The sequence below is a fragment of the Luteimonas sp. WGS1318 genome (assembly GCF_043187535.1).
Lineage (GTDB): Bacteria > Pseudomonadota > Gammaproteobacteria > Xanthomonadales > Xanthomonadaceae > Luteimonas.
On sequence record NZ_CP171131.1, the window covers coordinates 1,558,732 to 1,571,791 of the forward strand.

The 13,060-nt window shown below is 67.9% G+C and carries 17 protein-coding genes; 1 reads left to right on the plus strand and 16 read right to left on the minus strand.

Annotation, left to right across the window (positions count from 1 at the left end; all coding sequences use genetic code 11):
• Positions 1–7: 7 nt before the first annotated feature.
• The 12 genes from ACF3M1_RS07180 to asnS all read right to left on the minus strand — a co-directional run bounded on the left by ACF3M1_RS07180 (position 8) and on the right by asnS (position 8,697).
• Positions 8–436 (minus strand): hypothetical protein, encoded by a 429-nt coding sequence (locus ACF3M1_RS07180; protein ID WP_394004884.1) that lies wholly within the window; start codon positions 434–436, stop codon positions 8–10.
• Positions 420–1,061 (minus strand): nucleotidyltransferase domain-containing protein, encoded by a 642-nt coding sequence (locus tag ACF3M1_RS07185; RefSeq protein ID WP_394004885.1) that lies wholly within the window; start codon positions 1,059–1,061, stop codon positions 420–422. Before ACF3M1_RS07185 ends, ACF3M1_RS07180 begins: the two co-directional genes overlap by 17 nt.
• 79 nt (positions 1,062–1,140) lie before the next feature.
• Positions 1,141–1,689 (minus strand): 3-hydroxyanthranilate 3,4-dioxygenase, encoded by a 549-nt coding sequence (locus ACF3M1_RS07190; protein ID WP_394004886.1) that lies wholly within the window; start codon positions 1,687–1,689, stop codon positions 1,141–1,143.
• Positions 1,686–2,120: a RidA family protein gene (locus ACF3M1_RS07195; RefSeq protein WP_394004887.1), complete on the minus strand. Its 435-nt coding sequence runs from the start codon at positions 2,118–2,120 to the stop codon at positions 1,686–1,688. The genes ACF3M1_RS07190 and ACF3M1_RS07195 overlap by 4 nt, the downstream gene beginning before the upstream one ends.
• Positions 2,113–2,787, minus strand: a complete 675-nt coding sequence (can, locus tag ACF3M1_RS07200; protein ID WP_394004888.1) for a carbonate dehydratase — start codon at positions 2,785–2,787, stop codon at positions 2,113–2,115. Before can ends, ACF3M1_RS07195 begins: the two co-directional genes overlap by 8 nt.
• A 7-nt stretch (positions 2,788–2,794) precedes the next feature.
• Positions 2,795–4,222 (minus strand): aldehyde dehydrogenase, encoded by a 1,428-nt coding sequence (locus ACF3M1_RS07205; RefSeq protein ID WP_394004889.1) that lies wholly within the window; start codon positions 4,220–4,222, stop codon positions 2,795–2,797.
• Positions 4,223–4,257: 35 nt separating this feature from the next.
• Positions 4,258–5,067 carry a DNA-formamidopyrimidine glycosylase family protein gene (locus ACF3M1_RS07210; RefSeq protein ID WP_394004890.1) on the minus strand — a complete coding sequence of 270 codons (810 nt, stop codon included), beginning with the start codon at positions 5,065–5,067 and terminating at the stop codon, positions 4,258–4,260.
• A gap of 48 nt (positions 5,068–5,115) precedes the next feature.
• Entirely contained in the window at positions 5,116–5,901 is a 786-nt protein-coding gene (locus ACF3M1_RS07215) for an SDR family NAD(P)-dependent oxidoreductase (protein WP_394004891.1), read from the minus strand.
• Between the two features lie 3 nt (positions 5,902–5,904).
• On the minus strand, positions 5,905–6,543 hold the full coding sequence (locus ACF3M1_RS07220) for an FMN-binding negative transcriptional regulator (RefSeq protein ID WP_394004892.1): 639 nt from the start codon (positions 6,541–6,543) through the stop codon (positions 5,905–5,907).
• Positions 6,544–6,556: 13 nt separating this feature from the next.
• Complete coding sequence (locus tag ACF3M1_RS07225) at positions 6,557–6,856, minus strand: hypothetical protein (RefSeq protein WP_394004893.1); 300 nt, start codon at positions 6,854–6,856, stop codon at positions 6,557–6,559.
• A gap of 16 nt (positions 6,857–6,872) precedes the next feature.
• Positions 6,873–7,175, minus strand: coding sequence for a hypothetical protein (locus tag ACF3M1_RS07230; protein ID WP_394004894.1), 303 nt, complete (start codon positions 7,173–7,175; stop codon positions 6,873–6,875).
• Positions 7,176–7,299: 124 nt separating this feature from the next.
• A complete protein-coding gene (gene asnS / locus ACF3M1_RS07235; RefSeq protein ID WP_394004895.1) occupies positions 7,300–8,697 on the minus strand; it encodes an asparagine--tRNA ligase in 1,398 nt (465 codons plus the stop codon).
• A gap of 124 nt (positions 8,698–8,821) precedes the next feature.
• Here asnS and ACF3M1_RS07240 point away from each other — a divergent pair, with 124 nt between their 5' ends.
• Positions 8,822–9,163, plus strand: a complete 342-nt coding sequence (locus ACF3M1_RS07240; protein ID WP_394004896.1) for a HesB/IscA family protein — start codon at positions 8,822–8,824, stop codon at positions 9,161–9,163.
• A gap of 51 nt (positions 9,164–9,214) precedes the next feature.
• Here the strand turns inward: ACF3M1_RS07240 and ACF3M1_RS07245 are convergent, their stop codons facing one another.
• The 4 genes from ACF3M1_RS07245 to cyoB are packed head-to-tail and all read right to left on the minus strand — an operon-like array spanning position 9,215 to position 13,036.
• Entirely contained in the window at positions 9,215–9,952 is a 738-nt protein-coding gene (locus tag ACF3M1_RS07245; RefSeq protein ID WP_394004897.1) for an SURF1 family protein, read from the minus strand.
• Positions 9,953–9,966: 14 nt separating this feature from the next.
• On the minus strand, positions 9,967–10,374 hold the full coding sequence (gene cyoD / locus ACF3M1_RS07250) for a cytochrome o ubiquinol oxidase subunit IV (protein WP_394004898.1): 408 nt from the start codon (positions 10,372–10,374) through the stop codon (positions 9,967–9,969).
• The gene (gene cyoC / locus ACF3M1_RS07255) at positions 10,371–11,021 is read right to left on the minus strand and encodes a cytochrome o ubiquinol oxidase subunit III (protein WP_394004899.1); all 651 of its coding nucleotides are present in this window, start codon (positions 11,019–11,021) and stop codon (positions 10,371–10,373) included. Before cyoC ends, cyoD begins: the two co-directional genes overlap by 4 nt.
• Positions 11,022–11,023: 2 nt before the next feature.
• Positions 11,024–13,036 carry a cytochrome o ubiquinol oxidase subunit I gene (gene cyoB, locus ACF3M1_RS07260; protein ID WP_394004900.1) on the minus strand — a complete coding sequence of 671 codons (2,013 nt, stop codon included), beginning with the start codon at positions 13,034–13,036 and terminating at the stop codon, positions 11,024–11,026.
• Between the last annotated feature and the right edge of the window lie 24 nt (positions 13,037–13,060).

The window sequence follows — 13,060 nt, forward strand, 5'->3', positions numbered from 1 at the left end:
CGTTTGGTCATCGGTTATCGGTTTCCGCCCGGCGTTCGACGCTCTCGGCAACGGTCTCGCAGGCTGCGATCAGGTCGTGCAACAAGCGTTCGTCGACATCCACATGGCCTTCGTATTCGGCGAGATTGCGTTGCTCGTGCGCCTTGGAGAGTACGCGCCAGACCTCCGGGCCGAGGCCCAGCGTCTGCGGCAGTACCTGGAAGACGATGTAGCGATGGCGGGCGCGGTAACCGTGTCTGCGGAGCGCCGCCAGGCTCAGCGCGTGGGCCGCGTTGTAGGCCAGGTCGAAGCGGCTTTCCGGCGAGAGTGCGCTGTTGCGGGCGTCCGCGAGTCGCGCATGCCCGGAGCGGATCAGGCCGGCGATTTCGGCCGCATCCGGTGGCTCGACCGCCAGCGGCTTGCCGGGCCTCGCCAGGTTCTCAAGCGGCGAGGGCATCGTCGTCTCCGATTAGCCAGACGCGCGGCTGCGCGAGCACCCGAGTGACGAAACCACTGCCAGCGCCGAGGCGTTTGCGCAGTTCGGCGCGGGTGTAGAGCGTGGGATTGATCTCACGGCCGATCTGTTCAATCAGCGGGTGCAGCGCGGTCATCAGCTCGGGATAGGACAGCGTGTCGGAGACCAGCAGCACGTCGATGTCGCTGCCCGCGGTGTCGCCACTTTTCGCATGCGAGCCATAGACGAACGCGGCCTGCACCTGATCTGCCAGCGGGGCCAGCGCTGCGCGCAGTGGGGCGGCCAGGCCGAAGGTCTTGCGGACGATGGCGACCAGTTCGTCATGGATGGGGCTGTGCGGATTAGCGCTGTAGCGCTTCTGGTTGCCGAACTGCGCGACGTTGACGAGGCCACTGCCAGCCAAGCGCGCGAGTTCGCGCTGCACAGCGCCACTGCCGGCGCCCGTCGTGTGGATGAGTTCGCTGACCGAGAGGCTGCGTCCGTCGCCTGCGAACAGGCAGGCCAGCACGCGCTGCTGGGTGCGCGTGAACAGCGCGTCCGACAGGCTGGTGCTCGCGTACAACGCGGCGGCCTCGCTGACCTTTTTACTGGAAGCGCTTGTGCCCATATCGGGCACATTAATGCCCGATATGGGTATTTGCAAGGTGGCGCCTGCGTGCGGTGTGCTTGCGCCCCGCCACGTTGCGTCAGGTGATATCCGCCTGCGAATCGGCCTGCAGTTCGTAGCGGCTGGGACGCGGATTCAGATGGCCGCAGGCCTTGCAGGTGCGCAGCGCGTCGTCGCGGTAGAAGCGTTCGAACACCCGGAAGAAATCCTGCTCGATGTCGTCGAGGTGGAAGTACTCCTCGTACACTTTGGCGTTGCAGCGCTCGCAGAACCACAGCAGGCCGTCGTCCTCGTGCGGCAGGCGCTTGCGCTCGATGACCAGGCCGACCGAATCGGGCCCGCGCTGTGGCGAATGCGGCACCTTCGGCGGCAGCAGGAAGGTCTCGCCGGCGCGGATCGGAATGTCGCGGACGCGGCCGTCTTCCTGGATACGCAGCACCATCTCGCCTTCGAGCTGGTGGAACCATTCCGGGCCTTCCTCGTAGTGATAGTCGGTGCGCGCATTCGGCCCGCCCACCACCATGACGATGAAGTCGCCATCGTAGATGCACTTGTTGCCGACCGGCGGCTTGAGCAGATGGCGGTGCTCGTCGATCCACGTCTGGAAGTTCAGCGGTCCGGGGATCATCGGGTCATTCCTTGGGGGGCGGCGACGCATTTGAGTTCGATCGCGATCGGCGTCGGCAACGCGTCGATGCCCAGCGTCGTGCGGCAGGGCGCGGTCGCCGGATCCGGGAAATACTCGGCCCAGACCGCGTTGTAGGCGGCGAAATCGGCGGCCATGTCGGTGAGATACACGGTCACGTCGACGAGATCCTCCCAGCGTGCGTCGCTGGCCTCGAGCACCGCGCGCACGTTGGCGAACACCGCATGCGTCTGCGCGGCGATGTCGTGCGCAATGACGCGGCCGGCGCCATCCAGCACGTTGCCGGGCACCGAATCGGTGGCCGGGTTGCGCGGGCCGAGGCCCGACAGGAACAGCAGCCCACCGGCCCGGCGCGCATGCGGGTAACGGCCGACCGGCCGTGGCGCCGCGTCGGCCCGGATGGCTTCAGCCATCGCGCCGGCCCTGGGCGGCGACGCGGGCGATGTCGGCGACCGCGGCCTCGTAGGCCGGGCCGATGTCCTCGTACTTCGCGACGTCCATGCCGAGCTCGCGGACCTGGCCGTCGCCGAGCGCGTAGACCCAGCCGTGGATCGCCAGCGGCTGACCGCGCGACCAGGCGTCGCGGACCACGGTGGTCTTGCAGATGTTGAGCGCCTGTTCTACGGCGTTGAGTTCGCACAGCCGCGCGTGGCGCAGGGCGGTGTCGTCGACCGACGCCAGCAGGTCGGCGTGCTTGTAGGCGATGTCGCCGACGTGACGCAGCCAGTTGTCGACCAGACCCACGCGCGCGCCGGTCATCGCCGCATGCACGCCGCCGCAGCCGTAGTGGCCGACGAGCAGGATGTGCTCGACCTTGAGCACGTCGACGGCGAACTGGATCACCGACAGCGCGTTGAGGTCGCCGTGCGACAGCACGTTGGCGATGTTCCGGTGCACGAACACCTCGCCCGGGTCCAGCCCGAGGATCTGGTTGGCCGGCACGCGCGAATCGGAACAGCCGATCCACAGATACTTCGGCGTCTGCTGGTTCTCGAGGCGATGGAAGAAGTCCGGGTCGTCGCGGCGGACGCGCTCGGCCCAGTCACGGTTGCGTTGCAGCAGGGAGTCGATGTCGGTCATGGCGTGATTATTCCAGAGACAGGCCGATATTCTTCGGCTCGGTGAAGAAACGCATCGCGTCCAGCCCGCCTTCGCGGCCGAGGCCGGACTGGCCGCTGCCACCGAACGGGGTGCGCAGGTCGCGCATCATCCAGGTATTGATCCAGACCATGCCGGCCCGCAGGCGCGCCGCGAGGCGATGCGCACGGGCCAGGTCGCGGGTCCACAGCGAGGCGGCGAGACCGTAGTCACCGGCATTGGCCAGAGCCAGCGCCTCGTCCTCGTCTTCGAAGGCCTGCAGCGTGACGATCGGGCCGAAGATTTCCTCGCGATTGGTGGCGGTGTCCGGCCCGAGGCTGTCGATCACGGTGGGCGCGACGAACCAGCCGGGGCGTTCAAGTGCATGCCCGCCGCACAGGACGCGGCCGCCTTCGTCGCGCGCGCGCTGAAGCGCGGCCATCACCCGGTCGAAGTGCACGCGCGAGACCAGCGGCCCCATGCGCGCATCGGTGTCCATCGGATCGCCGACCCGCAGCGCCAGCGCCTCGGCGACGAATCGCTCGCGGAACGCGGTCGCGATCGAGCGCTCGACCAGGATCCGTGAGCCGCACAGGCAGATCTGGCCGCTGTTCTGGAAGGCCGAGCGCAGCAGCGTGTCGATATGCGCCTCCCAGTCGCTGTCGGCGAACACCAGCGTGGCGTTCTTGCCCCCCAGTTCCAGTGAGACCTTCTTGAGGAGGGCGCCGGCGCGCGCGCCGATGCGGCGGCCCACCGCGGTGCTGCCGGTGAACGACACGGCGCGCACGCGTGGATCGTCGATCAACGGCTCGCCGACCGCCGTGCCGGCGCCGTGCACGATGTTGAGCACGCCCGGCGGCAGGCCGATCTCGCCCGAGAGTTCGCCGAGCAGGGTGGCGCTGTGCGGCGTGACTTCGGACGGCTTGGCGACTACGGCATTGCCGGCCGCCAGCGCCGGCGCGATCTTCCACGTCAGCAGGTACAGCGGCAGGTTCCAGGGCGAGATCGTCGCCACCACGCCCAGCGGCGGCCGCAGCGTGTAGTTCAGCCCGGCTTCGCCGTGGTGCGATTCGCTGGCGAACTGGGTGGCGGCATGCGCGAAGAAGCGCAGGTTGGCGACCGCGCGTGGAATCTCGACGTCGCGCACCAGCGCGAAGGGCTTGCCGGCGTCCCGGGACTCGGCATGGGCGAAGACGTCGCGGCGCGTCTCGAGCATTGCCGCCAGCCGCTCCAGCCAGCGCGCACGTTCGCTGTTGGGCAACGCGGCCCAGCCGGGCGCGGCGCGTGCCGCCGCATCGACCGCGGCCTCGACGTCGTCCGCATCGCCTGCGGCCACCTCGGCGAACGACGCGCCGGTGGCCGGATCGTCGACCGGAAGCCAGCGATCCCCGCGCGGCGCCGATGCGGCGCCATCGATCCAGTGCGTCAGCCGTTGCATCGGTCTAGCCTAACCGCAAGGCCGGGGGGCGACCGTCAATGCTGGCAGCCGGGGCACCAGTACAGCCGCCGCGCCGCGATGCGTGCGTTGACGATGGTGCCGTCGCAGCGCGGGCAGGGCGTGCCCTCGCGTTCGAACACCTCGAAGCGGAACCGGCGCTTGATCTGCGCCAGATAGTCCTTGCCCGGCGGGTGCGCATCGCCCTGCTTGGCGCGGTAGGCGCGGCGCGGCACGTCGATCAGGGCCTTGGCCAGGCGTCGGCGTTGTGCGGTGTCGAGGTCGCCGGCGGTGCGGTAGGGCGACAGCTTCGCCTCGAACAGCACTTCCGAGCGCAGATAATTGCCCATGCCGGCGGCGAAGCCCTGGTCGAGCAGCAGCGCGGCGAGGCCGCGGCCGGCGAGTGCGGGCGCGCGCAGGGCCGCGTCGAACACCGCGACGTCGACGGCCGGGTCCAGCACGTCGGGGCCGAGCTTGGCCAGATACGGTTGCCTGTCGAGGTCGTCGGTGCGCCACAGCGCGACCGACGGCGCGGCGTAGAGCGCGGCTACGCCGCGGACGCAGCGCAGGCGGACGCGGGGCGGCGTGTCGGAGGTCAGCGCATCGACGTCGTCGACCAGACGCCAGAAGCCGAACAGGTGGCTGTGGGTGTAGAGCGTCCAGCCGCCGTCGACGGCGATCAGCAGCGCCTTGCCGCGCGCGACCACACCGGCGACGCGCTTGCCCGCGAGCACCTTGCGGCGGCGCTGCAGGGCGGGGTCGCGGAACCAGACGTCGTCCAGCGTCTCGTCGAGCAGCAGGGCGCCCAGACGGTCGGCGAGATCATGGACTTCGGGACCCTCGGGCATGGCGGCATTCGAGCAATGCCGCCGTCACGGGTCCGTGAGGCGCGTGGGTCAGATCGAGGCCATCCGGCCGCCGTCGACCGGCAGGCTGACGCCATTGATGTACGCGGCCGCCGGTGCGCACAGGAAGGCGATCGCCGCCGCGGTTTCGGCGGCCTCCGCGAAACGGCCGGCCGGTACGGTCGCCTGCATCGCGGCGATCACCGCATCGGCCGACTGGCCGGTGCGTGCGCTGCGGTCGGCGACGATCTGGTCGATGCGGCCGGTGCGGGTGTAGCCCGGCAGCACGTTGTTGACGGTGATGCCGTCGCCGGCCAGTTCGCGTGACAGCGTCTTGGCCCAGCCCGCGACTGCGCCGCGCACGGTGTTGGACACGCCGAGATTGGCGATGGGCTCGCGCACCGAGGTCGACACCACGTTGACGATGCGGCCCCAGCGCGCCGCCCGCATCGCCGGCAGCACGGCCTGCACCAGGGTCTGTCCGGCCAGCAGGTGGCGCCGGAAGGCCTCGACGAACGCCTCGGCCTGCGCCGCATGCGCGGGGCCGCCCGGCGGACCGCCGGTGTTGTTGACGAGGATCTGCGCCGGATGCACGGCGACGTGTGCGTCGACCGCGGCGCGCAGCGCGTCGGTGTCGTCCATGTCGACGGCGAGCACGTGGTGGCGCTGGCCCGCTGTCGTGGGCAGCGCATCGCGCACGCGCGCCAGCGCGTCGGCCCGGCGGGCGAGCACCGTGACGTCGGCGCCGAGCAGGGCGAGTTCGTGTGCGGTCGCGCGGCCGATGCCGTCGGAGGCGCCGCAGACCAGGGCATGGCGGCCGGTGAGATCGAGATCCATGGGTCAGGGCTCCGGGGTGCCAGGGGCGCTCAGGCCGTCGCGCATCAGGGCCGCGATCGCGCGTGCGTCGCTATCGGGGCCGGCCTCGAGGGCCGCGACGACCGCCTTGCGGTTCGCCTCGGGATGGTTCTGGCTGAGCTTGCGGGTCAGCTCGGCCGCATGCACGTGCACGCGAAACCCAATGATGCCGCGCAACTGCGTGCGTTCGCGCGGATCCGAATGATCGTAGCGCCAGTCGCCCCCGGCCTCGGCCTCGAAGCGGTCCGCGGTCCGCGCGACCAGATCGCCCAGTGCGTCTTCGTCGTCGAAGCGCTCGAAGCGGCCGCGCAGATGCGCGACGACGTAGTTCCAGGTCGGCACGCGTGCGCGTTCCGTCTTGTCCGGATACCAGCTCGCCGACAGGTAGGCAGACGGGCCATGCACCAGCACCAGGACGTCGTCGCCGTCATGGGCCTGCGGATTGGCGCGGCCCCAATGGCCTTCGAGCACGAGCCGCCCGTCGTCGCGCCGGGCCAGTACCGGCACGTGGCTCGCGTCGGGCGCGCCGTCGTGCACCGTGACCAGGGTGACGAAGGGGTAGGCGTCGAGCAGCGCATCGAGGCGCGCGGCGCTGGGGTCGATGAAGCCGCGCGGCGTGGCCATCGGTGATCCGGGCTCAGGCGCGGGCGCCGAGCGACCGCACCATGTGCTCGCGCAGCGCGGCGTCGTCGATGCCGGTCGGCGGCGCGACCTCATCCAGCGAGAACCCCCGCTCAAGCGCGTCGTCGGCATCCAGGCCGTCGAAGGCGACGAACTCGGCGTCCATCAGCATCGCGCGCGCGGTGTCCTCGCTGTCGTAGACCAGGGTGTTGCCGTCGCTGTCGAAGACCTCGGCCGTGCCGGCATCCAGCACGCGCAGGCGCGCCCAGATCACCGTCCGGCCCAGGCTCGCCAACCACCATTCGTCGCGGGTCATGCAGTGGATCCTCGTATCAGGGGGCGATCGACCACAGCCACAGCACGGCCGACGCCGCGAGCGCACCGAGGATCACCATCAGCGAAATGCGGGCCGGCGTCGCCAGCCCCGTGAACTGCCGGTCCGGCACTTCGTAGTAGCGGCCCGCCAGCAGCCAGGCCAGCGCGGACGGGCTCAGGAACGCGTTGTCGCCCAGGCGCGTGCGCGTCTGCGGATGCCGGTCGCGCAGATGCACCAGCGACAGCGGCCAGAAGATCACGAAGGCGGTGAACCCGCCGATCGCGACGCCGAAGAAACACAGGGCGAGGAAGAGGGTCACGGTGCGGTCGGGATTCGGGATGTGGGATTCGGGATTCGAAAGCGCATGGTCGTTGTCCTTGGTCGCTATAGGTCGAAAATTCGTGATCCGCTTTTCCGAATCCCCCATCCCGAATCCCCGCTCCTCAGTACTCCGCCTGCCCCGGCGCACGCGGATACGGAATCGCGTCGCGGATGTTCGACAGACCGCAGACGTACACGATCAGCCGCTCGAAGCCGAGGCCGAAGCCGGCATGGGGCACGGTGCCGTACTTGCGGAAATCGCGGTACCAGCCGTAATGCTCGCGGTCGAGGCCGAACTGGTCCATGCGTGCGTCGAGCACGTCCAGGCGTTCCTCGCGCTGCGCGCCGCCGATGATCTCGCCGATGCCCGGCGCCAGCACGTCCATCGCCGCGACGGTTTTTCCGTCGTCGTTGAGGCGCATGTAGAACGCCTTGATGTGTTCGGGGTAGTTGGTCACCACGACCGGGCGGCCGACGTGCTGCTCGGTCAGCCAGCGCTCGTGCTCGGTCTGCAGGTCCAGGCCCCATTCGACCGGGAATTCGAACTTGTGGCCGGACTTCTGCAGCAACGCGACCGCATCGGTGTACTCGATGCGTTCGAACGGCGCGTTGATGAAGCCTTCCAGACGCGTGACCGCGTCCTTCTGCACGCGTTCGGCGATGAAGGCCATGTCGTCGGCGCGCTCGTCGAGCACCGCGCGGAACAGGTACTTGAGGAACTCCTCGGAGATACGCGCGTTCTCGGCCAGATCGGCGAACGCGATCTCCGGCTCGATCATCCAGAACTCGGCCAGATGGCGCGTGGTGTGGCTGTTCTCGGCGCGGAAGGTCGGGCCGAAGGTGTAGACCTTGCTCATCGACAGGCAGAACGCCTCGACGTTGAGCTGGCCGGAGACCGTCAGGAATGCTTCCTTGCCGAAGAAATCCCGACTGAAATCGACCTTGCCCTCGCGCATCGGCAGGTTGGCCAGGTCCAGCGTCGAGATGCGGAACATCTGGCCTGCGCCCTCGGCGTCGGACGTGGTCACGATCGGCGTGTTGATCCAGAAGTAGCCGTTCTCGTGGAAATAGCGGTGCGCGGCCTGGGCCAGGCAATGGCGGATGCGCGTGACCGCGCCGAACAGGTTCGTGCGCGGGCGCAGGTGTGCGACCTCGCGCAGGAATTCCAGCGAATGCGCCTTGGGCTGGATCGGATAGGTTTCCGGATCCTCGACCCAGCCCACGACCTCGAGCGACGCGGCCTGGATCTCGAAACTCTGGCCCTGACCCTGCGATTTGACCAGGGTGCCGGTGGCGATCACCGAGCAGCCGGCGGTCAGGCGCTTCACTTCGGATTCGTAGTTGGCAAGCGCATCGGGCACTACCACCTGGATCGGCGCGAAGCACGAGCCGTCGCTGACATTGACGAAGCTCAGGCCGGCCTTGGAGTCGCGCCGGGTCCGCACCCAGCCACGCACGGTGACGTCGCCGCCTTCGGGGATGTGGCCTGCGAGGGCCTGCTGGACGCTGGTCGTGGTCATGCCTTGAATCCCGGGAATCCGGACCGATGAAGGGCCGCACAGTCTAACCGCGCCGCCGCGCGCTGGCGTGCCGCGCGCCCCGCGCTCAGCTGGCGCTGTCGAACCCAGGAGTACACTGTTTCCCATGGCCATCGCACTCGCTCCCGCTGCCCTCGAACGTGCCCGCCGGTTCCTGGCGTCCAGTCCGGACGCGCTGGGCCTGCGCTTCGGTGTCGCCCGCACCGGGTGCTCGGGCTGGGGCTATGTCGTGGACCTCGCGCGCGAGGAACAGCCCGGCGACACGATCACCGAGCAGGACGGCGTGCGGATCTACGTGGATGCCACGAGCCGGCCGATGGTCGACGGCACCGAGATCGATTTCGCGCAGAAAGGGCTGAACCAGGAATTCGTGTTCCGCAACCCGAACGCCGCCGCGGAATGCGGCTGCGGTGAGAGCTTCACGACCGACGCCGCCAAGGCGCTCTGATCTCCGTCCCAGACGGCATCCTTCCGGCTGTCGCGGATTCCGCGACGCTCACTAGCGACGTCTGAACTCGCTGCGCAGCACGAAACCCGCCGCGAGCAGCGCGAGCAGCGCCATGCCGAACCAGGTCAGCGCATAGCTGAGGTGATTGTTCGGAAAGCGGATGATGGTGAGGCCAGGCACCGGCCAGTTGCCGGTGTCGATGCGGTCCTGTGCATCCACGAAGAAGGGCGCGACCGGGCCGGGCACGCCGCGCGCGGCTGACATCTCCGCGGGAATCCGCAAATACCAGCGGTCCTCGTCCGGCACGTTGTCGCGCAGGACGAGGTGGGCGCGATCCGGTTGCCGCAGCAGGCCGATCACCGAGACGACGTCGTCTTCCGACACCCGTGCGCGGGTCTCCGCCCGGCGATGCGTGTTGTCGACGTAGCCGCGGTTGATCCACACCGTGCCGTCGCCGGTGGCGAGCGGCGTCATGATCCAGTAGCCGGGACCGAGCTCGGTCGAGGCATAGACGGGCACTTCCTGACTGTGCAGGAACCGCCCGCGCAGCTGCACGCGGCGGTATTCGTCGCCCGCCGCATCGACGCCGGACCAGCCCGACGCCGCAGGCAGGGCCACCGGGTCGGCACGCACGCGTGCGTCGACGCGGGCGATCAGGTCGCGCTTCCAGCCCAGACGCTCCACCTGCCACACGCCCAGTGCGACGAACCCGACGGCCGCGACCAGCAGAAAGACCAGCAACGCCCAGCGGATCAGCGGGCGTCGCGGGCGGGCAGGGGTGTCGTCCACGGCAGGCAGGCGCGTCAGGGGGCGACGCGCATCTGCTCCGGCGACATCGGCATCATGTTGGTGTTGAGGTGGTGCATGACCCACAACGAACCGGCGAGCGCGATGATGATGATGATGCCGGTGAACAGCAGCGAGGACAGGATCCAGCCGCCTTCCGATTTCCGGTTCATGTGCAGGAAGTAGACCATGTGGACCACGATCTGCACGGCGCCGAACAGCATGATCAGCGCGACCGTCCAGGTGCGGCTTTCCAGCACCTCGCCCATGACCAGCCAGAACGGGATCACGGTGAGGATGACCGACAGCACGAAGCCGGTGACGTAGTCGCGCATGCTGCCGTGGCTGTGGCCGTCGTGCGCGGGCTCGTGGGCGTGGTCGTTGGCGCGCGTGGCGGCGGCTTGATTGGTGGTGGTGTGGCTCATCCCACGACTCCCATCAGGTAGACATACGAGAAGACGCCGATCCAGATGACGTCGAGGAAGTGCCAGAACATCGACAGGCACATCAGGCGACGGCGGTTGGCTTCGATCAGGCCGTGCTTCTTCAGCTGCACGACCAGCGTCACCAGCCAGATCAGGCCGAACGTCACGTGCAGGCCGTGGGTGCCGACCAGGGTGAAGAACGACGACAGGAACGCGCTGCGCTGCGGTGTCGCCTCCAGGTGCACGAGGTGCTGGAACTCGTAGATTTCGATGCCCAGGAACGCCAGGCCGAACAGGCCGGTGACCAGCAGCCAGCCGATCGTCCGGTTGATGTTGTTCTTGTACGAGTTGAGCATCGCGAAGCCGTAGGTGATCGACGAGAACAGCAGCATGAACGTCGCGATCAGGATCAGCTTCAGGTCGAACAGGTCGGCCGGCGAGGGGCCGGCCGCGTAGTTGCGGCCGAGCACGGCGTGGACGGCGAACAGGATCGCGAAAATCAGGCAGTCGCTCATCAGGTAGATCCAGAACCCGAGATTGGTGCCGGTTTCCGGATGGTGCTCGTGCCCGTCGTCGTGCGCGTGCGGGTCCTCGATCACGTGGTACACGCGCTCGGTGGTGCCGGTGGTGGAAATCGTCTGTGCCATGTTCAGAGTGCCTGCTGCGCCAGCTGGCGCGTGCGTTGATCCTCGGTCGCGATCACGTCCTCGGCCGGGATGTAGTAGTCACGGTCGTAGTTGAAGGTGTGCCAGATCGCCGCGACGATCAGCGCCACCAGCGACAGGCCGGCCAGCCACCAGATGTGCCACACCAGGCCGAAGCCGAGGGCCACGCTGATCGCCGACAGCACCACGCCTGCGCCGGTGTTCTTGGGCATGTGGATCGGCACGAAGCCGCTGGTCGGACGCTGGTAGCCGTGCTTCTTCATGTCCGACCACGCGTCGATCTCATGGACGACCGGGGTGAACGCGAAGTTGTAGGCCGGCGGCGGCGAGGACGTCGCCCATTCCAGCGTGCGGCCGTTCCACGGATCGCCGGTGACGTCGGCGAGTGCCTTGCGGTTGCGCACGGCCACGACGATCGACATCACGAACGCCGCGATGCCCACTGCGACCAGCGCCGCACCGATGGCAGCAACGATGAAGAACACCGACAGCGACGTGTCCTCGAACTGGCTCAGGCGACGCGTAACGCCCATCAGGCCGAGGATGTAGAGCGGGGTGAACGCCAGCCAGAAGCCGACCAGCCAGCACCAGAACGAGACCTTGCCCCAGAACTCGTCGAGCTTGAAGCCGAAGGCCTTCGGGAACCAGTACACCATGCCGGCGAACAGGCCAAAGACCACGCCGCCGATGATCACGTTATGGAAGTGCGCGACCAGGAACAGGCTGTTGTGCAGCACGAAGTCGGCCGGCGGGACGGCCAGCAGCACGCCGGTCATGCCACCGATGACGAAGGTGAACATGAAGCCGATCGTCCACAGCATCGGGACGTCGAAGCGGATCCGTCCCTTGTACATGGTGAACAGCCAGTTGAAGATCTTCGCGCCCGTCGGGATCGAGATGATCATCGTCGTGATGCCGAAGAACGCATTGACGCTGGCGCCCGAGCCCATCGTGAAGAAGTGGTGCAGCCACACCAGGTACGACAGGATCGTGATCACCGCGGTGGCGTAGACCATCGACGTGTAACCGAACAGGCGCTTGCCGCAGTAGGTGGCGACGATCTCGGAGAAGATGCCGAACGCCGGCAGGATCAGGATGTAGACCTCCGGGTGGCCCCAGATCCAGATCAGGTTCACGTACATCATCGGACTGCCGCCGAGGTCGTTCGTGAAGAAGTTGGTGCCGACGTAGCGGTCCATCGTCAGCAGCGCGAGCGTCGCCGTCAGGATCGGGAACGAGGCCACGATCAGGATGTTGGTGCAGAGCGAGGTCCAGGTGAAGATCGGCATGCGCATCAGCTTCATGCCCGGCGCACGCATCTTGACGATGGTGACGATCAGGTTGATGCCCGACAGCGTGGTCCCGACACCCGCGACCTGTAGACCCCACAGGTAGTAGTCCATGCCGGTGCCCGGACTGTAGTCGGCGCCCGACAGCGGCGGATAGGCGAGCCAGCCGGTGCGCGCGAACTCGCCGACGAACAGCGAGATCATGATCAGCGCCGCGCCCGCGGTGGTCATCCAGAAGCTGAAGTTGTTGAGGAACGGGAACGAGACGTCGCGCGCGCCGATCTGCAGCGGCACGATGTAGTTCATCAGGCCGGTCACCAGCGGCATCGCCACGAAGAAGATCATGATCACGCCGTGCGCGGTGAAGATCTGATCGTAGTGATGCGGGGGCAGGAAGCCCTCACCGCCACTCGACGCCATCGCCTGGTGCGCACGCATCATCACCGCGTCGGCGAAGCCGCGCAGCAGCATCACCAGACCCAGGATGCAGTACATGATCCCGATCTTCTTGTGGTCGATGCTGGTGAACCACTCCTTCCACAAGTAGCCCCACAGGCGGTACTTGGTGATGAGCAGCAGCAGCGCGATGCCACCGATCACCGTGCCGATGAAGGTCACGAGGATGATGGGGTCGTGGAGGATGGCCAGCGCATCGAGCGAAAGCCGCCCGAATACCGGTGAGTTGATCTGGTCCTGGGGTGCGGACATGGGGTTCCTGCCTGGTACTTGTGT